General features: G+C 73.2%; 17 protein-coding genes and 1 riboswitch. Of the genes, 6 read left to right on the top strand and 11 right to left on the bottom strand.

Annotated elements, in window-relative coordinates; all coding sequences use genetic code 11:
- Positions 1–93: 93 nt before the first annotated feature.
- The 9 genes from BM076_RS02645 to BM076_RS02605 all read right to left on the bottom strand — a co-directional run bounded on the left by BM076_RS02645 (position 94) and on the right by BM076_RS02605 (position 13,839).
- Positions 94–1,479: a chitinase gene (locus BM076_RS02645; protein WP_093711750.1), complete on the bottom strand. Its 1,386-nt coding sequence runs from the start codon at positions 1,477–1,479 to the stop codon at positions 94–96.
- A complete protein-coding gene (locus BM076_RS02640) occupies positions 1,479–2,756 on the bottom strand; it encodes a glycoside hydrolase family 16 protein (protein ID WP_093711643.1) in 1,278 nt (425 codons plus the stop codon). The genes BM076_RS02645 and BM076_RS02640 overlap by 1 nt, the downstream gene beginning before the upstream one ends.
- A 164-nt stretch (positions 2,757–2,920) precedes the next feature.
- Positions 2,921–3,898 (bottom strand): lysylphosphatidylglycerol synthase transmembrane domain-containing protein, encoded by a 978-nt coding sequence (locus tag BM076_RS02635; protein ID WP_245795654.1) that lies wholly within the window; start codon positions 3,896–3,898, stop codon positions 2,921–2,923.
- 454 nt (positions 3,899–4,352) lie between these two features.
- Entirely contained in the window at positions 4,353–5,054 is a 702-nt protein-coding gene (locus BM076_RS02630; RefSeq protein WP_143120506.1) for an SWIM zinc finger family protein, read from the bottom strand.
- A gap of 79 nt (positions 5,055–5,133) precedes the next feature.
- On the bottom strand, positions 5,134–8,391 hold the full coding sequence (locus tag BM076_RS02625; RefSeq protein WP_093711641.1) for a DEAD/DEAH box helicase: 3,258 nt from the start codon (positions 8,389–8,391) through the stop codon (positions 5,134–5,136).
- 168 nt (positions 8,392–8,559) lie between these two features.
- A complete protein-coding gene (locus tag BM076_RS02620; protein WP_093711640.1) occupies positions 8,560–10,470 on the bottom strand; it encodes a ricin-type beta-trefoil lectin domain protein in 1,911 nt (636 codons plus the stop codon).
- Between the two features lie 322 nt (positions 10,471–10,792).
- Positions 10,793–11,812, bottom strand: coding sequence for a LacI family DNA-binding transcriptional regulator (locus tag BM076_RS02615; RefSeq protein ID WP_093711639.1), 1,020 nt, complete (start codon positions 11,810–11,812; stop codon positions 10,793–10,795).
- Between the two features lie 188 nt (positions 11,813–12,000).
- Entirely contained in the window at positions 12,001–12,744 is a 744-nt protein-coding gene (locus BM076_RS02610; RefSeq protein ID WP_093711638.1) for a class I SAM-dependent methyltransferase, read from the bottom strand.
- 117 nt (positions 12,745–12,861) lie between these two features.
- Complete coding sequence (locus tag BM076_RS02605) at positions 12,862–13,839, bottom strand: enoyl-CoA hydratase/isomerase family protein (protein ID WP_093711637.1); 978 nt, start codon at positions 13,837–13,839, stop codon at positions 12,862–12,864.
- Positions 13,840–14,318: 479 nt separating this feature from the next.
- A riboswitch (ZMP/ZTP riboswitch) is annotated at positions 14,319–14,411 on the top strand.
- A 20-nt stretch (positions 14,412–14,431) separates the two neighbouring features.
- On the opposite strand from BM076_RS02605, the gene BM076_RS02600 reads away from it, so the two are divergent.
- Entirely contained in the window at positions 14,432–15,901 is a 1,470-nt protein-coding gene (locus BM076_RS02600) for a glycine hydroxymethyltransferase (RefSeq protein ID WP_093711636.1), read from the top strand.
- Positions 15,902–15,986: 85 nt separating this feature from the next.
- On the opposite strand, the gene BM076_RS02595 is transcribed toward BM076_RS02600, so the two are convergent.
- Both BM076_RS02595 and BM076_RS36400 read right to left on the bottom strand, forming a co-directional pair.
- Entirely contained in the window at positions 15,987–16,304 is a 318-nt protein-coding gene (locus tag BM076_RS02595) for a DUF4190 domain-containing protein (protein ID WP_093711635.1), read from the bottom strand.
- Positions 16,305–16,363: 59 nt separating this feature from the next.
- Positions 16,364–16,516, bottom strand: coding sequence for a hypothetical protein (locus BM076_RS36400; protein WP_177246292.1), 153 nt, complete (start codon positions 16,514–16,516; stop codon positions 16,364–16,366).
- Positions 16,517–16,630: 114 nt separating this feature from the next.
- Between BM076_RS36400 and BM076_RS02590 the strand changes: the two genes are divergently transcribed.
- The 5 genes from BM076_RS02590 to BM076_RS02570 all read left to right on the top strand — a co-directional run bounded on the left by BM076_RS02590 (position 16,631) and on the right by BM076_RS02570 (position 20,677).
- Positions 16,631–17,287, top strand: coding sequence for a TetR family transcriptional regulator (locus tag BM076_RS02590; protein WP_093711634.1), 657 nt, complete (start codon positions 16,631–16,633; stop codon positions 17,285–17,287).
- Positions 17,288–17,600: 313 nt separating this feature from the next.
- Positions 17,601–18,677: an AraC family transcriptional regulator ligand-binding domain-containing protein gene (locus BM076_RS02585; protein WP_093711633.1), complete on the top strand. Its 1,077-nt coding sequence runs from the start codon at positions 17,601–17,603 to the stop codon at positions 18,675–18,677.
- A 51-nt stretch (positions 18,678–18,728) separates the two neighbouring features.
- A complete protein-coding gene (locus BM076_RS37010; RefSeq protein WP_093711632.1) occupies positions 18,729–18,923 on the top strand; it encodes a hypothetical protein in 195 nt (64 codons plus the stop codon).
- A gap of 30 nt (positions 18,924–18,953) precedes the next feature.
- A complete protein-coding gene (locus tag BM076_RS02575) occupies positions 18,954–19,658 on the top strand; it encodes a ThuA domain-containing protein (RefSeq protein WP_093711631.1) in 705 nt (234 codons plus the stop codon).
- A 206-nt stretch (positions 19,659–19,864) separates the two neighbouring features.
- The gene (locus tag BM076_RS02570) at positions 19,865–20,677 is read left to right on the top strand and encodes a DUF6227 family protein (protein WP_143120505.1); all 813 of its coding nucleotides are present in this window, start codon (positions 19,865–19,867) and stop codon (positions 20,675–20,677) included.

The following is a 20,677-nucleotide window of genomic DNA, read 5'->3' as shown; positions in this document are numbered from 1 at the left end:
CGGCCGCAGCATGGTGCATCGCGGGAACCATGCCTACACGGCCGGGGAGCGGAGAGCCATCGCGGGGGTGCCACCCGCGGCCCAGGGGCGGGGTCAGCCGCCGTACTGCGCGAAGGTGCGGGTGAAGTCCCACGCCGACTGCGAAACGCCGGAGCAGGTGTCGTCGTTCGGGTAACCGCCGGGGCAGGGCCGGTCCCGGTTGGCGGACCAGAAGGTCAGCCGGGCCAGGTGGTGCTGCTGGGCGTAGCCGAGGATGGTGCGGAAGTCGGCGACGGTGACGGTCTCGTTGTTGTCGGTGATGCCGTTCATCGAGGAGATGCCGCTGTGCCGGTACGCCTGGTCGTCGGTGTACCCGTAGGCGCTCTTCAGGGCGTTCTTCAGGCCGTCGGCGGCCCGGGTGGTGAGGGTGCCCATGTTCTGGCCCGCGCCGCCGAAGTCGAACGGCATGATCGTCCAGCTGTCGACGGTCAGCCCCGAGGCGGCGGCCTTGTTGATCAGGCCGGTGTCGGGGCCGCTCTGCCCGGTGCCGATGGTGACGTACTCCACGATGCCCGGGTTGTTGGCCTTGATGGTCTTCAGCGCGTCGACCGTGCGCTGCTGGACGGTGCCGTTGCTGTACGCACTGGCCTCGATGTCGATGTCGATCGCCTTGAGGCCGTAGGCGTTGATGACCTTCTGGTAGGCGCCGGCCAGCGCGCTCGCGCTGGTGCAGGACTCCTCCAGCTTGTTGCCGCTGTAGCCGCCGAAGGACGGGACGACGTCGCCGCCGGCCGCGCGGATCTTGTTGATGGTGTTCTGGTCGACGCCGCCGGTCAGCGCCCGGCCGCCGTCCCACTGCGGGTTGCAGGAGCCGTTGCTGAGCACGAAGGCGAGCGTGAACCACTTCACGCCGGTGGCGTTCATGATCGTCGTCGGGTCCGGCGGGTTGCCCCAGCCGTTGTAGAGGTACGGCGCGACCGCCTGGACGCCGGTGCCGCCGCTGGGCGGGGTGGTCGGCGGGGTGCCGCCGCCGGTGGGCAGCGTCCACTTCTGGTTGGCGGAGCCCGCGCAGTCCCAGATCTGCAAGCGGGTGCCGTTGGCGGAGCTGGGGCCCGTCGCGTCCAGGCAGCGGCCGGAACCGGCGTTGACCAGCGCGCCGTTGCTCGCCGTCCACTTCTGCGCGTTGGTGCCGTTGCAGTCGTACAGCTGCACCTTGGTGCCGTTGGCGGTGCCGGCCGCGGTCACGTCCATGCACTTGCCGAGCGCGCGCAGGCTGCCGTCGGAGGAGACGGTCCAGGACTGGGCGGAGGTGCCGTTGCAGTCGTAGAGCTGGACGGCGGTGCCGTTGGCGCTGCTCGCCGCCGCGATGTCGACGCACTTGCCGCCGTAGCCGGTGATCGCGCCGGTGGCGTCGGCGCCGGACGCCTGGCTGATGCCGAGGGCGGTCAGGGTGCCTGCGGCGAGGGCGCCGGCGGCCAGGAGTGTGGTGGTCTTGCGCATCAGCCGGTCACGGTCCATTTCTGGTTGGCGCCCCCGGTGCAGTCCCAGATCTGGAGCCTGGTGCCGTTGGCGGAGCTGTTGCCGGTCGCGTCGAGGCATCGGTTGGACGCCGGATTGACGATGTCGTGGGCGGCGGTCACGGTCCACTTCTGGGCGTTGGTGCCGTTGCAGTCGTAGAGCTGCGTCTTGGTGCCGTTGGCGGTGCCGGCCGCCGTGATGTCCAGGCACTTGCCGAGCGCGCGAATCGTGCCGTCGGAGCCGACCGTCCAGGACTGGGCGGAGGTGCCGTTGCAGTCGTAGAGCTGGACGGCGGTGCCGTTGGCGCTGCTGGCGCCCGCGATGTCGACGCACTTGCCGCCGATGCCGGTGATGGCGTGGCCGGTGCCGGGGTTGCCGCCTGAGCTGTCGCCGGTGGTGACATGGACGTAGTCCACGACGAGCTGCTGCGGGAAGGTGGTGCTCGAGTTCGGGTCGCCGGGCCAGTAGCCGCCGACCGCGAGGTTCATGATGAGGTAGAAGGGGTGGTCGAACACCCAGCGGTTGCCGCCGAGGTCGGCGGGGGTGCGGGTCTCGTAGACGTTGCCGTCCACGGACCACTTGATGGAGTTCGGCGCCCAGTCGACGGCGAAGGTGTGGAAGCCGTCGGAGAAGCTCTGGCCGTTCGGCAGGGTGTATCCGGCGCCGATGCCGTTGGCGCCGGAGTAGCCGGGGCCGTGGATGGTGCCGTGCACGCTGCCCGGCTCGAAGCCGACGTTCTCCATGATGTCGATCTCGCCGTCGGTCGGCCAGTTGCCGCCGCCGAGCATCCAGAAGGCGGGCCACATGCCCTGGCCGCGGGGCAGTTTCATCCGGGTCTCGAAGTGGCCGTACGCCTGGGTGAACTTCTGCGGCGTGGACAGCCGGGCCGAGGTGTACTGGCAGGTCCCGTACCAGCACTGGTAGTTGGCCGGATTCTCCTTGCGGGCGGTGATGACGAGGTTGCCCTGGCCGTCGAGCGCCGCGTTGTGGGTACCGCTGGTGTAGTACTCGCGTTCGTGGTTGTTGACGTTGTCACCGGTCTCGTAGCCCCATTTGGAGCTGTCGACCGCGCTTCCCGCGGGGCCGTTGAAGTCGTCGGTGAAGGTCGCGGTGGCCGCCGCGGGGGCGGTGTCGAGCCGTGCCGCGCTGTGGCCCGCCTGCGGTGCCGCGGTCTGCTGGAGCCAGCCGCAGAGCAGCAGGACGGCGGCGGCCAGCAGCGCGAGGGGGCGTATGCGTCGGGTGGGGGGTGATGCCGACATTGCCGGACTCCTCGGTAGGGTCGTCAGAAATCGGTTTTGGGCATGCTCCTGACAGACAGCGAGGTGCGGGAGCACCCCGGGAGACTTCGCTTACGTCTTAGTTCAGGACGTGATTTAAATGGCGGCACATAGGTGAGTCAAGGCTTCCGGCAAAGGTCTGTACCTTAAAGTTCGCGGCGCTTGACGAGCACGGCGAGCATCACGACACCCGGGATCAGCGGCAGCCAGGTCGTGACCAGGCGATAGCCGAGGACCGCGCTGGTCGCGGCCACCCCGCCCGCGCCCGCGGTGACCAGCGCGAGGGCCAGCGCCGCGTCGAGCGACCCGAGCCCCGCCGGGGTCGGCATCCAGCCCGCCGCGGTGCTCGCGAAGAAGTACGCGACCAGGACGCCGCTGACCGGTACCGGCGCGTGCACCGCCCGGACCACGGCGACCACCACCAGCGCGTGCATCATCGGGAAGGCCAGCGACCCTCCCCACAGGGCCGCGATCCGGGCCCGGTCGCGGTGCAGCGTCCGCACGTCCTCGGCCACCGAGGCCAGGAAGACGCGCACCCGCTCGCGCGCCCGGCCCGCGTACCGCCAGACCACGAAGCCGGCCACGAGCACCGCGAGCGCGACGGCCGAGATCACCATCGGGTCGGCGGGCAGCACGAAGCCGTCCGGGGCCACCCGGTGCAGTTGCAGGGCGTTCGGGAAGAGCGCGAGGAGGGCGAGGAGCAGGACGACGCGGCTGAGCGCGGCGGCGGACGCGCGGACCGCGAGGGCGCCGAGCGAGCGCGACGGCGTCATGCCGTGCCGCACGAGGAACCGCAGATTGACGGCGTTGCCGCCGACGCCCGCGGGCAGCACGTGATTGGCCGCGGAGGCCGCGAACTGCGCCGCCAGCAGCCGCCCGGGCGGCAGGGCGCGCACCACCGCGCCCTGCTGTGCCGTGGCCGAGCAGACCCATGTCATGCAGGCGAAGAAGACCGCGACGGTCATCCACGCGGCGTCCGCCTCGCCCAGCCGGCCGGCGCTGGAGCCGATCATCGGCCACTTGCTCGCGGCGAGCACCGCGACCGCGGCCACCGGCAGCAGCATCGCGGCGGACCGCACGGAATTGCGCTGCCAGACTGCGACCTCGTCGCGGGCGATGGACACGGGGGACTCCTCGTCGCATGCGGTACGACGGCCGGGGCCGCCGGGGGACGGTACGCGTAGCAGTGCGGGAAGCGGGACGGTGCGGTCGGTACGAAGGTTCGGGAGCGGGACGGTGCGGCAGGTGGCTGGGTGCGGGAAGCGGGACGGTCCTCAAGCGGGTCGGTGCGGTGCGGGAAGTGGGACGGTTTGTCCAGACTAGGCGTCGGCGGGGCCCGCGTCGTACCGGCACAGGGCCACCCGGGTCAATCGCCGGTCCCGGGCGGCGGGACGGTGACGGTCGGCCAAGGGGCCTGATTCCCGGCCGTTTTGGGGGTCAGGACCCGCTTGGAGTGTGCCCGCGCCCGGTGAACGGCGTGCAGACCGTGCCTGTCGCCATGTCCCCGGTCGGGTGACTCCCGCCTTCCGCCCGACCGGCTCGGGAGAGGTACCCGGGGCCCGGCCGTTCACCCGGGGGTCACCAGGTCAGAAACGCCTCGTACGCGGGTGCGAGGGTCTCGGACAGGGTCCGGCCGCGTACGCTCACGGCCGGCCGGCCCAGTTCGGCGACCGCTGGTGCCGGGCCCGCCATGCGCCGGTCGGGCAGGTCGCCGCCGCCCCAGAAGTCCTCGGGGGTGCCATCGCCGTCGCCCGCCGGGTCCTGCGCCTGCGCGGCGGACGGTCCGTTGCGTACGGCGTCCAGGACGGCGCGGCGGTCCCGGCCGCGCCAGGTGGTGAGCAGAAAGGGTTCGGCGTCGAAGGCGGCGCCGAGCGCGGTGAGCACGGCGGTCAGGTGACCGCACGGCAGCGGTCCTCCGGGGCAGTCGCACACCATGTGCGCTTCGCCCGCACCGACCGGCAGCAGCGGCAGCCCGGCGCGGGCGAACACCGCGTCGGCGTCCGGCGGCAGTTCGCCGTCCAGCAGCTCCTCGCGGGCGTCGCTGTCGGCGACCAGGGCGCGCGCGGCCCGCCGCCATTCGTCGTCGCTCAGCACCGGCAGCTCCACGCGTACGGTCCAGGGCCGCGGCGCCCCGTCCTCGACCAGTGCCGTCACCAGGCCCGGCGCCACGGCGAGCCCGCTCACCCGCCCGGTCCCTGGCCCGCCCGTGTGCCCGAGGCGCGCGCCGAGCCGGTCGGCCCAACTGCGCCCGGCGTGGCCGCTGTCGCGTGCGCCGCTCATGTCCGGGCCCCGTGTCCCGCGACGCCGGCCCGGCGCCGAGTGGATGCGGGCGGGCGTCCGACGACACGCCGTGCGGGTGTCATTCGCTCACCGCCTCCTCCTCCGACAGGCCCAGGGCGTCGCGGAGTTCGGCCGTGGTGAGGTCGGCCAGCCAGGAGGCGGCCGACGCGTCCGCGGCGGGGACGGAGGAAACGGCGGCGTCGGCGAGGGCGCGTTTGGACTCGATCATGGTGTCGATGCGCTCCTCGACGGTGCCGGCGCAGACGAAGGTGCGGACCTGCACGTCGCGGGGCTGGCCAATCCGGAAGGCGCGGTCGGTGGCCTGGTCCTCGACGGCGGGATTCCACCAGCGGTCGATGTGGACGACCTGGCGGGCGGCGGTGAGATTGAGGCCGGTGCCGCCCGCCTTGAGGGAGAGCAGGAAGACGGCGGGGCCTTCGGCGTCCTGGAAGCGGGCGACCGTCTCCTCACGGCTGCGCGCCGGGGCGCCGCCGTGCAGGAACAGCACCTCGGTGCCGAGCCGCCGGGCCAGATAGGGCCGCAGCATGGTGCCGAAGGCGGCGTACTGGGTGAAGCACAGCGTCTTGTCGCCGGCGGCGAGCGCCGCCTCCAGGGTTTCCTCCAGACGGGCGAGTTTGCCCGAGCGCCCCGCCAGAGCGGAGCCGTCGCCGAGGAAGTGCGCGGGGTGGTTGCAGACCTGTTTGAGCCTGCCGAGGGCGGCCAGGACGTGGGCGCGGCGGCGCAGCCCGCGGGTCTCGTCGATCCGGGCCAGCATGTCGGCGACGACCGCGCGGTAGAGGGCGGCCTGCTCGGCGGTCAGATTGCACACCACCTTGATCCGCTGCTTCTCGGGCAGCTCGCGGGCGATCGCCGGGTCCGACTTCAGCCGGCGCAGTACGAATGGCCCGGTGCGGCGGCGCAGTTCGGCGGCGACGGCGGCGTCGCCGTCCCGCTCGACCGGGATCGCGTACCGCTCCTTGAAGGCGGCGGCGCTGCCGAACAGCCCGGGGTTCACCAGGTCGAGCAGCGCGTGCAGTTCCGCGAGCCGGTTCTCCACGGGGGTGCCGGTGAGTGCGACGCGGTGGCGTGCGGGGAGCGCGCGCAGCGCGCGGTACTGGTGGGTGGCGCTGTTCTTGACGCTTTGCGCCTCGTCCACGACCAGCCGCCGCCAGGTGACGGCGGACAGCGCCTCATGGTCGCGCTGGACCAGTCCGTAAGTGGTGATCACCAGGTCGGCGCCCCTTACCGCCGCGGCCAGCTCCGTACCGCTGCGCCGGCCCGAACCGTGGTGCACGTACACCCGCAGGTCGGGGGCGAAGGCGGCCGTCTCGCGCCGCCAGTTGCCGACCAGCGACATCGGGCAGACGACGAGGGTCGGCCCGTACGGCGTTCCGGCTCCGGCGTCCGGCGCGTCCCCGACGTCCCGGATGTCCTGGGTGTCCCGGATGTCCTGGGTGTCCTGGCCGCGTTCGACGGCCAGCAAGGCGAGCGTCTGCGCGGTCTTGCCGAGCCCCATGTCGTCGGCGAGCACGGCGCCGAGGCCGAGCCGGGACAGGAACACGAGCCAGTCGAGGCCGCGTTGCTGGTACGGGCGCAGCGTCGCGGTGAAGCCGGCGGGTACGGCGACGGGCCGCGGCCGGTGGTCGGCGCCGCCGCGCAGCAGCGCGTCGAGGCCGGCGAGCCGTCGGGCCCGGCCCGCGGACTCCTCGGCCGCCTCCTCCACCCGGACGACGGTGATGGGCAGACCCGCCTCGGCCGCGGTCGGGTCCAGGGCGATCCGCAGCGCCTGACCGGTGGTCATCACACCGCTGCCCGCCCGCTCCAGGAAGGCGAGCACGGCGGCGATCCGCGCGGGATCGACCTCGGTCCACTGGCCGCGCAGCCGGACCAGGGGCTGCCGGGCGGCGGCGAGCGCGGTGAGTTCCTTCTCGGTGAGCGTCAGGTCGCCGAGCGCCGCCCGCCAGCGGAAGGCCACGATCGAGTCCCGGTCGGCGACGCTCGACGTCTCGACCGTCCCGGGCTGGGGTTCCCGCAGGGTCAGCGCCAGGCCGAGCGCGGGCTTGCGCTGCCACCAGGACGGGACCAGCACCCCGAACCCGGCTCCGGCCAGCCCTGGTGCCGCGTCCCGCAGGAAGGCCAGCGCCCCGGCCCGGTCGAGCCACAGCCCGGAGGGACTGTCGCCCGCCAGGGCCGTCCGCAGCCGCGGATACGTGCGGGCCGCGCGGGTCAGCGCCGTGAGGACCGTCTGCGGCGGGTCGTCCACATACCGCGACAGCGCCGTGACGGCGTGGCCGCGGGTCCACAGCTCGGCGGCCTCGACGGTGAGCGACGGCTCGTCCACGGCCTGGACCAGGAAGTCCAGCCGCCAGCCGTCGTCATCGGCGTCTCCCCCGACATGTTCATCGCCATCCCGCTCGCCACTGACGTCGCTTCCGCGCTCGCCCGTACGGATGTCGCCGCCGTGCGGTTCGGTCAGCCGGAAGCACAGGCGCAGCGGCTGGTCGTCCTCGGCGGCGGAGGTGTGCCAGGCGGCGAGCCGGTCGCCGAGCGCGGCGGTCTCCCCCGGGTCGGCCTCCCGGAGCCGGCCGTCGGCGGTGCCGAGCGCCGCCGCCCACGCCTCGGCCGCGCCGCCCGTACGGCCGCCCTTGACCAGCGGCCCGAGGTCGTCGAGCGCCGCGCGTGCCTCGCAGTCCAGCAGCACACCCACGACGTCCGCGGTGAGCCCGGCCGCGGACCGTACGGCGGCGGACGGTCCTGGCACGTGTCCGGCGGTGAGCATCGGCGGCACCGCGGCGGTCAGCCCGGCCAGCTCCTGGTGGCCGGGGGCGTCGGGTGCGGGGCGCCAGCGGGCGTGCGCGGCGCCGTCCTCGCGGGTGAGTTCCGGCAGCAGCCTGCCACGGCCGACCAGGCGCCAGGCCAGGTCGTGCGCGGCCACCAGCCACCGTACGGAAGCGCCGTAGGGCAGGTCGGGGAGGCCGGCGTGCGAGAGTTCGCCGAGCAGCTGGGCGGCCTCGGCGGGCGGCAGGAGGAGGGCGGGCACGGTCCACGGCGCGGGCACGGGCGCGGTGCGGCGCCCGTCGGCCGGCAGGCGCAGCTCGGGCGAGGGGCACGGGCGGCCGGCGGCAGTGGGCAGCAGCAGGTCGAGGGCGCCGTGCGCGGCCCGTCCCGCGAGCCAGGCGAGCCCGGGGCCGCCGGGGCCGAGCAGCCGTACGACATCGGCGGCGGGCACGGCGAAGGGGTGCGCGGGCGCGGCGGCCGGGTCGTCGGGTGCGGGCGTGCGCTCCGCCCACAGGGCGAGCCGCCGGTCCGCTCTCCACTGTGCGTGCAGGGCGAACACGGCGGCTGCCTTCCGTCGGCGACGGCCGATCGGCGGCCGGTCGGCGGGGATCGGCTCGTGATCAGCGGGGATGCTGGATGCCGACAGCCTACGTCGCGGTCAGGACAGTGCCGGATCGGCGCCGTACGGGCACAGGCGCCGGCGCCGATCCGGACGGTCGGGCAGTGGTCACGCGGCGGGCGCGTTCCACTGCTGGTTGGCGGCTCCGGTGCAGTCCCAGATCTGTAGCCGGGTGCCGTTGGCGGAGCTCGGTCCCGTCGCGTCCAGGCATCTGCCCGACTGCGGGTTGACCAGTGTGTTGTTGGCGCCGCGCGTCCATTGCTGGGCGCCGGAGCCGTTGCAGTCGTAGAGCTGCGCCTTGGTGCCGTTGGCGGTGCCGCCGCTGGTCAGGTCGAGGCACTTGCCGAGCACCTGGAGAGTGGTGCCGGAGGCGGTCCACTGCTGGGCGTTCGTGCCGTTGCAGTCGTAGAGCTGGACCGCGGTGCCGTTGGCGCTGCTCGCCCCGGCGGCGTCGACGCACTTGCCGCCGTAGCCGGTGATCGTGCCGGTGTGGCCGCCCGTGTTGCCGCCGCCCGTGCCCTGGGTACCGTTCCAGGTGAAGGTGGCCGAGGCGCCGGCGGGCAGCGAGTACGAGAAGTTCTCGTTGCCCCAGTTGGCGCGGATCGTCTGCGCGGACGAGGTGTCGTTGTAGGCGATGAGCGCCTTGGACCCGTCGGGGTTGCGCCAGGCGACGTTCGGCACGCTGCTGTTGGCGGTGGAGGCGATCCGGTACGCGCCGGGCTTCACGAATTTCGTGAGGTGGCCCATCGTGTAGTACTCGATCGTGTAGTCCACCTGTCCGCTGCGGCTGTCGCCGTTGTGCACGGTGATCAGGCCGGTGCAGGTGCCGCAGCCGCCGTTGTGCGGCCCCATGTTCTGGTCGACCGCCAGGCTCCATTTGACCCAGCTCTGGCCCCAGTTGCGGGTGTAGTCGATCAGATTGTGCATGTCCTCCTTCTGCTGGTTGCCGATCCAGGTGCCGCCGGAGTGCTCGGTGTCGAAGGCGGGCAGATTCGGGTACTGGTTGTGCACCGTGGTCTGCTCGCCGACGTCGCCGCCGTAGCCGTGCCAGGCCAGACCGCCGAAGTTGGGGTCGTTGCGGATGGCCGCGTCGGTGACGGTCGGGGCCGCGTAGCTGTCGTACGTGTCCCAGTTCCAGTCCAGCGCCAGGACCTTGGTGGACAGGCCCGCCGCGTGCAGCGCGGGCAGCAGATTGGTCTTGGTGAAGTACGCCAGGCCGGAGCCGTTCCACTGCGCCGACGGGTAACCGCCGCAGCAGGTGGGCTCGTTCTGCACGGTGACGTAGTCGATCGGCACGCCCTGCGCCTGGTACGCCTGGAGGTACTTGACGAAGTACTGCGCGTAGGCGGCGTAGTACTGCGACTCCAGCCAGCCCTGGCTGTACGCGTCGTTGTCCTTCATCCACGGCGGCGGGGTCCAGGGGGTGCCCATGACCTTGACGTTGGGGTTGAGCTGACGGGCCTGCTTGGTGAGCGGGAGCACGTCCGCCAGGTCGTGGGCGATGCTGAAGTGCGCCAGCGACGGGTCGGTCTGGCCGGCCGGCATGTCGTCGTAGGTGTAGTTGCCGCGGGCCAGGTCGGAGGCGCCCATCGGATTGCGCAGGAAGCCGAGCCCGATGCCGTTGACCGGGTCGAACAGCTTCTGCATGACCGTGTTGCGGGTCGACGCCGACAGCGCGCCGCTGGAGTTCATCAGCCAGGCGGCGGTGTCGGTGAACGAGGCGCCGCCGCCGGTGAACTGCTGGTAGGTGGTGTTCTCGTCGACGGTGACGTTCTGGCCCGAGCCGCCGGTGCCGGTGGTGAAGGAGATCGGCGCCTGCTGTTCGAGGCCCTTGACGACGTTGCGGCCGCCGGAGTCGGACGTGGTGGTCAGATAGACCTGCACGCTCTCTCCGGCGGCGTGCGCGGTGGCCGGAACGGCCAGCATGGGGGTGACGGCCGCCGCGGCGGCGGCGAGCATCCCGACGAGTGTGCGCCGCAAGCGGCGTCTGCCCGCGTGGGGGCGGGTTGCTGCGCTCATGGGTCCGGTTGCCTTTCTGCGACTGAGATGGCATGGCCCTGACATGATCAAGTGGGCATAGGTGGAGTGCCCACCTGTTTCACACCTTGTTTCACGACTTATATCGCGACGTGATTTAACTCGTGGGACCCAAGGCCGTCAAGGGATCCGACACCGTACGGACCGCTGTAACACGATGAAACAGCCGTGAAAGATCCATGCGTCGCGCACGGCTTTCTGCGGCACCGGGACGGGTGACCTGCAGCATTGGTCCAGACCGCAGGAAATGAGAGCGCTCCCTACACGGCGGGCCCGGAGGCAGGGAGAAGGGGACGTTCGGGGGTCAGCGCGGGGCGGGCGCCGTACTGCCGCGCGGCACCAGGGCGGGTGCCTCCAGCAGTTGGTCGGCCACGTCCTGGCCGTCGATCAGCGCGAGCAGCGCTTCCGCGGCCCGCTCGCCGTATTCGGGCACCCGGCGGCTGACCGCGGTGAGGGCCGGGTGCACGAGGCGGCACAGTTCGCTGTCGTCCCAGGCGACGAGCGAGAGTTCCGCCGGGACGCGGATGCCCATCTCCTGGGTGACGCTGAGCGCGGCGACGGCCATCACGTCGTTGTCGTACACGATCGCCGTCGGCCGTTCGGCGTCCGACAGCAGGCGGCGGGTGGCGCGGGCGCCGTCCTCGCCGGAGTAGTCGGTGTGGACGCAGCTCACGCCGCCGGTCAGGCCGAGTTCGGCCGCGGCGGCGTCGAAGGCCGCGCCGCGCTCCCGGGTGTGCACGAAGCGCGCGGGACCGGCGACCCGGGCGATCCTGCGGTGGCCCATCGCGGCGAGATACGCCAGCGTCTCGCGGACCGCCTCCGCGTCGTTGAGCCAGACCGACGGGATGCCGGGGACGCCCGTCGCGTGGCCCACCACGACGCCCGGCAGTTCAAGCTCGCGCAGCAGGCCGAGCCGCGGGTCGTCCTCGCGCAGGTCGACCAGCAGCACCCCGTCCACCCGCCGCTCCCCCCACCAGCGGCGGTAGGCGGCCTCCTCGGCGCCCGCGTCCTCGGTGACCTGGAGCAGCAGCGCGGTGCCGCCGGACGCGAGCCCGGCCTCGACACCGGAGATGAGCTGCATGAAGAAGGGCTCGATGCCCAGCACCCAGGCGGGCCGGTCGACGACCAGGCCGATCGCGCCGCTGCGGCTGTTGGACAGCGCGCGGGCGGCGCTGCTGGGGTGCCAGCCCATCCGCCCGGCGATCTCCAGGATCCGCGCCCTGGTCTGCTCGGACACCCCGGCCTTGCCGTTCAGCGCGTAGGAGACGGCGCCCTTGGAGACGCCCGCGGCCTCGGCGATGTCGGCGATGGTGGGACGCTTCACTGGGCTCACTGGCTCTCCCGGCCTTTCTCGGCCTCACGGCGACAGGGCCCGCGCGGGGCTGACCGGTGCGATCGGCTCACCTTAACAACGCTGAACCGGTACGGGCACGGCGTTACGGGGAGCCGGACGGGGCTCGCCCGCGGCCGCGTCCTCAACCGGTTCACGCCCCGCACGCGGTGGCGTCACGCTCACGCCCTGGTCGCGGAGATCTCCAGCCGTACGTAGTCCACGACCGGCTCGGCGAGGCGGGCGGCGACGGCCTTGACGAAGGGCTCGCGGTCGTCGTCGGCCATCGCGTCGAGGTGGGCGCCGAGGACGACGGTGGCCAGGTAGGACTCCAGTTGCTCGCCGGGTTCGAAACGGGCCGGGTCCGGGCGCAGGCCCACCTCGACGTCGGTGAAGCCGGCGGCGGCCAGCCGCTCGCGGGTGTCCGCGGCTCCCGCGAAGTCCCACACCTCGGGGGCGTCGCCGCCCAGGACGTCGGCGACCGCCGCGTTGACGGCGGCGATGTTGCCGCGGCCGCCGCATTCGGTGACCAGCCGGCCGCCCGGGCACAGCCGCCCGGCCAGCGAGGCGAAGAGCGCGGCGTGGTCGTCGATCCAGTGGAAGGCGGCGACGCTGAAGACGGCGTCGACCTCGCCGTCGAAGGGCAGCGGGCGGGTCAGGTCGGCGTGGACGACCTCGACGCGCTCCAGCCGGCCCGCCAGCCGCTCGCGGAGCTGGTCCAGCATGCGGACGGAACCGTCCACGGCGACCACCCGGCCGCGCGGCAGCAGGTCGAGCAGGCCCGCGGTGTCGCGGCCGGTGCCGCAGCCCGCGTCGAGCACCCGCTCGTCGCCCTCGAGCGGCAGCCGGGCGAGCGTACGGCGGCCCCAGCCGAGATGCGGCAGCGGCAGCGAGTCGTACGTCTTGGCGTCCCATTCCCTCGGCATGGCGCGGCGCTCCGTTCCCCGGCCCTCGGGCCGTCAGTTCCCGCCGCGGCACGGCGGGTTCAGTGCTGACGCTACGCCCGACGTCCACATCATGACACCCGTATCTCACATAGTGAGTTACGGTGCCGGTGACCAGGCGGGCTTGCGGTCCTTGTCGACCAGCGCCGCGCGCACGCCCTCCGCGAAGTCCGGTGTGAACGCCGTCCTGCGGGCCAGTTCCAGCTCGTCCGCCAGGCACTCCTCCAATGCGGCGCGGGCGCCGCGCTTCAGCAGGTCGAAGGTGATCCGCAGGCTCGCGGGGGACGCGCGGCGCAGTACGTCGAGGGTCGTGTCCGCCCACTCCCGGTCGGCGTCCTCGGCCGCCAGCCGCGCCATGACCTCGCCGAGGTCGGGCGCGGCGAAGCAGCGCTCGATCGCCGGGAGGTGCGCGGACAGCTCGGAGGGCGGGGCCGCGGTGGCGTACCGGTCGAGCGCGGCCGGACCCGCCGCCCCGGTCAGCTCTTCCTCCAGCGCGGGCAGCGCGGACGCGGGCACGTAGTGCGTGGCCAGGCCGCACGCCACCGCCGCCGCGCCTGTGACGCGGGCCCCGGTCAGGCCCAGGTACCAGCCGACCGCGCCCGGCAGGCGGGGCAGGAAGTAGCTCGCGCCGATGTCGGGGAAGAAGCCGATCGACGTCTCCGGCATCGCGAGCGAGGCCCGCTCGGTCACGACGCGGGCCGAGCCGTGCACCGAGATGCCGAGGCCGCCGCCCATCGCGTAGCCGTCGATCAGGGCGGTGTACGGCTTCGGGTAGCGCGCGATCAGGGCGTTGAGGGCGTATTCGGCCGTGAAGTACGCGGTGACGGCCGCGTCGTCACCGCGCAGGGCCGCGGCGCGGACCGCGCGGATGTCGCCGCCCGAGCAGAAGGCTTTCGGTGAGGTGCTGCGGACGACGACGGAGGTGACGGCGGGGTCGGTCCGCCAGCCCTCCAGGGCCCGGGTCATCTGCTGGACCATGGTCAGGTCCAGGGCGTTCAGCGCTTTCGGGCGGTCCAGGTCGATCACGGCCGTTCCTCCGCCGAGGCGGGTCCTCACCGGGGGTTCTGCGGCTTCCATACGGCTCCCAACGTCCAGCTCCACCTGGCCCTTTCCGGGCGGGGCTCTCCCATCCAAACAGACGGCCTCGGGCCCCGGCCCTCCCCACCACCGGGCCGGCGCCCGGCGCCCCTGCCGGGACCGGGCGGAGGGCTCGCCCCTCGTCCCGGTCCGCCCGCCTGCGGGGGCTGAGCGCGCAGTTCCCCGCGCCCCTTCCGGGGACGGCTCGGGCGGCTGAGCCCGTTCCCGGTCCGGCCGCCGGTGGGGGACGTTCGCGCAGTTCCTCGCGCCCCTTTGGGGCGCTTCCGCCCGGGCGGACGACGACGGCGATCCGCCCCAACAGGGGCGCGGGGAACTGCGCGCTCAGCCCCCGACGGCGCGGCACACCGCAGATCGCCGGAACCGCGACGGCGAGGACACGGCAAGCCCCCGGGCAGGAGAACCGGGGTGCGACCACCGGGCGGACCGATAACACAGCGGGCCGCCCGCAGGGTATCGTGCGGGCGGGCCGTGACTGGCGCGCTGAGATGGGGTCAACCATCGGGAAGCGGTCCTCGCTGGAAGCGAAAGAGCCGTGCGCCTGGGCCGTCCCGTCGCGAGCAGGAGGACTCCCATGGCCGAGCCGTCGAGCACCGGCAACCGCACCCCGAATCCCGAAGCGGCGCAAAGCGCCTTCCGCAGCGCGCTGGACGTGATCCGCGGTGTGGAGCCGCGGGTGGCGGACGCGATCGCGAACGAGCTGGCGGACCAGCGCGAGATGCTGAAGCTGATCGCGAGCGAGAACTACGCCTCGCCGGCGACGCTGCTGGCGATGGGCAACTGGTTCAGCGACAAGTACGCGGAGGGTACGGCGGGCCGCCGCTTCTACGCGGGCTGCCGCAATGTGGACACCGTCGAGACGCTGGCCGCCGAGCACGCCCGTACGGTGTTCGGCGCCGACCACGCCTATGTGCAGCCGCACTCCGGGATCGACGCGAACCTCGTGGCGTTCTGGGCGGTGCTGTCGCAGAAGGTGGAGAGCCCGGCGCTGGCGCGCGCGGGGGCGCGGCAGGTGAACGACCTGTCGGAGCAGGACTGGGCCGAGCTGCGCCGCGAGTTCGGCAACCAGCGGATGCTCGGCATGTCGCTGGACGCGGGCGGCCACCTCACGCACGGCTTCCGCCCCAACATCTCGGGCAAGATGTTCGACCAGCGCAGCTACGGCACGGACCCGGCGACGGGCCTGCTGGACTATGACGCGGTCCGCGCCGCCGCGCGCGAATTCCGCCCGCTGATCATCGTCGCGGGCTACTCCGCGTATCCGCGGCTGGTCAACTTCCGCCTGATGCGCGAGATCGCCGACGAGGTCGGCGCCACACTGATGGTGGACATGGCCCACTTCGCGGGCCTGGTCGCGGGCAAGGTGCTGACCGGCGACTTCGACCCGGTACCGCACGCGAACATCGTCACCACGACCACCCACAAGTCGCTGCGCGGCCCGCGCGGCGGCATGGTGCTGTGCGACGAGGCGCTGGCCGAGCACGTGGACCGCGGCTGCCCGATGGTGCTGGGCGGTCCGCTGCCGCACGTCATGGCGGCGAAGGCGGTGGCGCTCGCGGAGGCGGCGCGGCCGGAGTTCCGGGACTACGCGCAGGCGATCGTCGACAATTCGCGCGCCCTCGCCGAGGGCCTGCTGACCCGCGGCGCGAAGCTGGTGACCGGCGGCACCGACAACCACCTGGTGCTGATCGACGTCTCCGGCTACGGTCTCACCGGCCGCCAGGCCGAGGCCGCGCTGCTGGACGCGGGCATCGTCACCAACCGCAATTCGGTGCCGCAGGACCCGAACGGCGCCTGGTACACCTCCGGTATCCGGATCGGCACCCCGGCGCTGACCACCCGCGGTCTCGGCACGGCCGAGATGGACGAGATCGCCGGGCTGATCGACACGGTGCTGTCCGGTGCGACGGCCGCGCCGGCGAAGAACGGCGGCACGTCCAAGGCGCACCATGTGCTCGACGCGGCCGTGGCCGAGCAGGTCGCCAAGCGCGCCGCCGATCTGCTGGCGGGCTTCCCGCTCTACCCGGGCATCGACCTGAGCTGATCCGCCCGGAGCACGACAGGCACACATGCGAGCGGCCCCCTCCCGTCGAGGAGGGGGCCGCTCGCATGTCCGCGGTACGCCGGGGTCAGCCGAACTGCCAGATCACGCCGTGGTTGGCGATGGTCAGGGCGAGCACGATCAGCAGGTCGGCGACGCCGAGGGCGAAGCCCAGCAGCGCGCGCCCGCGGCGCTGGGTGCCGCGGCTGAGGGCGACCAGGGACAGCACGATCGCGACCGGACCGAGGACGAGGTTGAGGACCAGCAGGCCCGGGAGTCCGAGCAGGAAGGACGCGACGGCCATGCCGTCGGCGTCACGGGTGGAGCGTGCGGACCGCTCGGTGCGGGCGGGTCGGGACGTCGCGGCCGGCGTACCGGCCGCGGCCGGGTGGGCTGCGGTGTTCACGGTGTTCCTTCCAGGAACTGTCGTGGTGGGCTGGGGTGGGTGCGCGGGTCGCCGGAGCGTCAGCCGCGGTGCCGGGCGATGCGCTCGCGGACCGCGAAGCCGAACAGCCACACGGCGATGGCGCCGGCGGCGACGAGGAAGACCGGCAGCGGGGTGTGGGCGGCGGCGCCCATCAGGATGCCCATGCCGAGCAGGAGGACGACGAGACTCATGTCTGCTCCACCTCCGGGGAGTTGACGTTTCGGATAACACTTGTTCACTGACTTCATCAGTGTAGCGCCGCACGGCGCTGGTCAAAGTCGGAGAACGGTTGTTTACTGAATGACATGAGTCACACTTCAGGAGTCCGCCAGGCACGCAAGCAGCAGACCCGGCAGGCGCTGCTGGACGCGGGCCTGCGGCTGCTGGAGCACCAGAACCTCAGCAGCCTGGGGCTGCGCGAGCTGACCCGCGAGGTCGGCGTCTCGCCCGCCGCCTTCTACCGGCACTTCCCGGACATGGCCGACCTCGGCGTCGCGCTGGTCGACGAGGCGCTCGGCAGCCTGCACACCGTCATCCGGGCCGTGCTGACCGAGACCGCGGACGCCGACGAACTCATCGACCGCACTGTGGCGATCACCGCCGCGTACGTCACCGAGCACCGCCCGCACGTCCGCTTCATCGCGCGCGAGCGGCACGGCGGCGTCACGGCCGTCCGTACGGCGATCGCCGCGGAACTCGACCGCTTCGCCGACGAGGTGGCCGCCGGACTCGGGGCCCAGCCCGCGTCCGAGGGCTGGCCGGCCGACGATCTGCATGTGCTGGCGGAGCTGTACGTGGACCACATGGTGATGACGGCCGCGGCCTTCCTGGAGGCGCCGCCCGACGATCCGGCCGCCCACGACCGCATCACGCACGCCGCCCGGCTGCGGCTGCGGATCATCAGCATCGGGCGGCTGCACTGGCTCGATCCGGCGGTACGGCAGGCCGCGACGCGGGGTTGACGGCCGTGACGACCGGCGCCGGCACGCACCGGAACGGCCCGCCCGTACGGGCCCGGGCATGCCGCCGGTGCGGATGGGAATCCATCCGCACCGGCCCTCCCCCGCACTCCCCGTTCCCCCGTTGTGCCCACGCCTCCCCCGACGCGGGACACTCCCGTGCCCCAGGGGCACCGATGCCCCCGATCATGTCCCGGACAGGAGGTGCCAAGGGAGGTCATAACGCGCCACGCACCGGACCCAACACGCCACATACCGCGTATGCTGCGGAGACGCCTCCGCAGAACCGACGAGCCGACTGCCCGAGGAGCCGGCCATGCCCCCCACCGCGACGCCGACCGACCCGTACGGACCCGCCGCCGCCGACCGTCTCACCGAGTGCGTCGTCGTGCCGCGATTCATCGCCACCGCCGCCACGTTCAGCCCCCGCGAGGCACAACAGCTCGTGCAGGCCGCCGGATTGCCCACGGTGCTGCGCGCACCGGAGACCGCGCGCACCCCGTCCGCGAACACCTACCGGCTGTGGGGCGCGGTACTGGCGCGCACCGAACGCCCGGACGCCGGACTGCTGGCCGCCGCGGGCTACCGGCCGGGGCAGCTCGACCTCTTCGATTATCTGCTGAGCACCGCGCCCACCCTCGGCGAGGGCCTGGCCAAGGCGGGCTCCTTCATCCACCTGGTCAGCAGCAATTCCGTGCTGACCAGCACCGTGTCGGACGACGAGGTGTCGGTGGAGTACGCGGTGCACCGCGGCGACGACGAACTGCGCGGTGTGGTCGCCGAATTCGCCCTCGCGGTGGTCGTCGCGCAGCTGCGGCACGCCACCGGTTCCGCGCTCGCCCCGCTGCGGGTCTCCTTCACGCACCGGCCGCCGCGCGGACACGGCGGTTACGCGGCGGCCTTCGGCGGGGCGGCGGTGGACTTCGGCGCCCCGGCGGACTCCATCACCTTGCACCGCTGCGATCTGGACCGCCCGCTGGTCACCGCCGACCCCGCGCTCGCCGCGATCATCGCGCGCACCGCCGAGACCGTACGGGTGCCGCGGCCGGACGCGGGCGGCGCCGTACCGGGGCTGCGCGAGGCGATCATCGCCCAACTGCCGGACGGGCGGCCGTCGTTGTCCGACGCCGCCCGGCGGCTCGCGGTCAGCCCGCGGACTCTTCAGCGCAGGCTCGGCGAGTCGGGCACCACCTGGCGGGCCGAACTCGACGCGGTACGCCAGGAGCGGTCCGCCGACCCCCGGCACGCGGGCAGCGGCTCGGCCCAGCGCGCCGCCAGGCTCGGCTTCGCGGAGTCCCGTTCGCTGCGGCGGGCGATGAACCGCTGGGACGCGCGCGAACAGCAGCGCGCCCAGGAGCCGCGCCGCGCCCGCGAGAAGGAACGCCATGAGTAGGACCCGTCGCGGGACCTGCCGCGCGAGCGCCCGGCACGAGGAGGGAACGCCATGAGCGAGGCCGAGGAGCGTACCGAGGGCGGCGACCCCGTCTGCTGGCTGAACCGTGTCTGCGACGAATGCGGTGCTTTCCGGGAGGACATGACGGCCGCCGCCTGCGCCCGCTGCGGCACCCCGTTCACCACGGGCACCGACGCGAACACCGGCGCGCCCGCCCCGACCGGTTCCGGCACCGCCACCGACTGACCCCGCATTCCCGCCAGGAGAGCCCTCGCGATGTCCGTACCCGCGCGCGTCCTCGTCTTCAGCGCCACCGCCGGCTACCGGCACGACTCGATACCGGCCGGGGCCGCCGCCCTGGCCGAGATCGCGGTGGCGCACGGGCTGAACGTCGTCCACACCGAGGACACCGCCGAGTTGGGTTCGCTGCTGCGCTCCGGCTGCGCGGCCGTCGTCTTCCTCTCGCCCACCGGTGACGTCCTCGACGACGTCACCCGGCAGCGGCTGCGCGCCCATGTCACCGACGGCGGCGGCTTCCTCGGTGTGCACGCCGCCGCCTGCGCCGAGGAGCAATGGCCGTACTACGAACACCTGGTGGGCGCGCGCTTCGCCGGCCATCCGGAGATCCAGCCCGCCGAGATCACGGTCACCGACCGCGCCCATCCGGCGACGGCACATCTTCCGGAGCGCTGGGCGTGGACCGACGAGTGGTACAACTTCCGCGCCGATCCCCGCGCTTCGGATCGGCCGGGCGCGGCCGGCGGTGTCCGTGTGCTCGCCACGGTGGACGAGAGCGGCTATCGCGGGGGCACCATGGGCGCCGGACACCCGCTGGTGTGGTGCCGGCGGACCGGCGCGGGCCGCTCCTTCTACACCGCGCTCGGGCACCGCGAAGCCGCCTACGCCGACCCCGACTTCCGCGCCCACCTGCGCGGCGCGCTGCTGTGGTGCGCGGACCGGGACACCGCGGCGGGCGGCTGACGGCAGCCCGCGGCAGCGGGCGGCAGCGACCGCCGCCGGCCGGAACGACAGGGGCGGGACGGCGACCGGCACGGCGGGTCCGGCACCGGCCGGGCGCACGGGGACCAACCGTGCGCCGCGAACTTCGGCGTTCGCGGGCGCAATCGGCTACCGCGCTACTACCCTGAGTCGCCGCGGGGTTGGCGAGGCGGGGCCGGGAGGGCCGGATGGACGCAGAGCCTACGGACGGCACGGAGCCGGTACGGTCGGGTGGCCGACCGGCGGAACAGCTCGACCGGTTATTGGGCCGCGCCGAGAACGCGGACCAGGTCGAACCGGTCCTGGCCGCCGAGGTGCGCAGCGCGCTGATGCACTACTGCGGGCTGCAGTCCTGCCGGCACACCAAGGGTCCGCCGCGCCGGCTGAACCGGCGTACGTTCCGGCACAGTTTCCTGCTGCCCGACGGCGAGGTGCGCGTGCTGTGGGAGCTGGAACACAACGCGGGTCCCGACGACGGCGCGGTGCACTGCGCGGTCTTCGCCGAGCGCGAGGAGCTGACGCTCGCCGAGTGGGAGGTCGACGCGGCCTTCGGCGGCGCACCGGGCCCGCAGGACCTCGTACCCGACACGCTCGCGGCGCCGTACGGCGAGGCGCTGTCCGCCGCGGCGGCGACCGGCCTGCTGGCCGACACCCCGGACGCCTTCCGCCGCGCCTACACCGAGGGCGACTCCGCCGAGCACGCCCGGCGGCTGCTGCGGCGCGCCACCAACGCCAACGCGCCCGGCCAGGACGTCCGCAGCAGGCTGCGCGCCTCGATCGCGCACGACATCAGCATCGTCACCCGCCGCAGCACCCTGGTCGCCGGCCGCCATGTGTCGTGGTCGCTGTACGAGCACGCCTTTCTGCTGCTGGACGGCAGCGAGCTGAGCCTGTGGGAGATCGACCACACCCGCACGCCGAGCGGCGACCCGGTGTGCGAGGTCTATGCCTCGCAGGACGCGGCGCTCGACACCGCGGTACGGCGGATCGAGGCGACGTAA

The sequence above is a fragment of the Actinacidiphila alni genome, assembly GCF_900112845.1.
Classification (GTDB): Bacteria; Actinomycetota; Actinomycetes; order Streptomycetales; family Streptomycetaceae; genus Actinacidiphila; species Actinacidiphila alni.
Note: the sequence above shows the minus strand (reverse complement) of the source record. Positions and strands in the feature narration are given on the sequence as shown.

Coding starts and splice junctions, on each gene's coding strand:
- BM076_RS02600 (WP_093711636.1), top strand. CDS start 14,432: ATGGCCGAGCCGTCGAGCACCGGCAACCGCACCCCGAATCCCGAAGCG.
- BM076_RS02630 (WP_143120506.1), bottom strand. CDS start 5,054: ATGAGCGGCGCACGCGACAGCGGCCACGCCGGGCGCAGTTGGGCCGAC.
- BM076_RS02640 (WP_093711643.1), bottom strand. CDS start 2,756: ATGTCGGCATCACCCCCCACCCGACGCATACGCCCCCTCGCGCTGCTG.
- BM076_RS02605 (WP_093711637.1), bottom strand. CDS start 13,839: ATGGAAGCCGCAGAACCCCCGGTGAGGACCCGCCTCGGCGGAGGAACG.
- BM076_RS02575 (WP_093711631.1), top strand. CDS start 18,954: ATGTCCGTACCCGCGCGCGTCCTCGTCTTCAGCGCCACCGCCGGCTAC.
- BM076_RS02620 (WP_093711640.1), bottom strand. CDS start 10,470: ATGAGCGCAGCAACCCGCCCCCACGCGGGCAGACGCCGCTTGCGGCGC.
- BM076_RS02610 (WP_093711638.1), bottom strand. CDS start 12,744: ATGCCGAGGGAATGGGACGCCAAGACGTACGACTCGCTGCCGCTGCCG.
- BM076_RS36400 (WP_177246292.1), bottom strand. CDS start 16,516: ATGAGTCTCGTCGTCCTCCTGCTCGGCATGGGCATCCTGATGGGCGCC.
- BM076_RS02590 (WP_093711634.1), top strand. CDS start 16,631: ATGAGTCACACTTCAGGAGTCCGCCAGGCACGCAAGCAGCAGACCCGG.
- BM076_RS37010 (WP_093711632.1), top strand. CDS start 18,729: ATGAGCGAGGCCGAGGAGCGTACCGAGGGCGGCGACCCCGTCTGCTGG.
- BM076_RS02570 (WP_143120505.1), top strand. CDS start 19,865: ATGGACGCAGAGCCTACGGACGGCACGGAGCCGGTACGGTCGGGTGGC.
- BM076_RS02585 (WP_093711633.1), top strand. CDS start 17,601: ATGCCCCCCACCGCGACGCCGACCGACCCGTACGGACCCGCCGCCGCC.
- BM076_RS02645 (WP_093711750.1), bottom strand. CDS start 1,479: ATGCGCAAGACCACCACACTCCTGGCCGCCGGCGCCCTCGCCGCAGGC.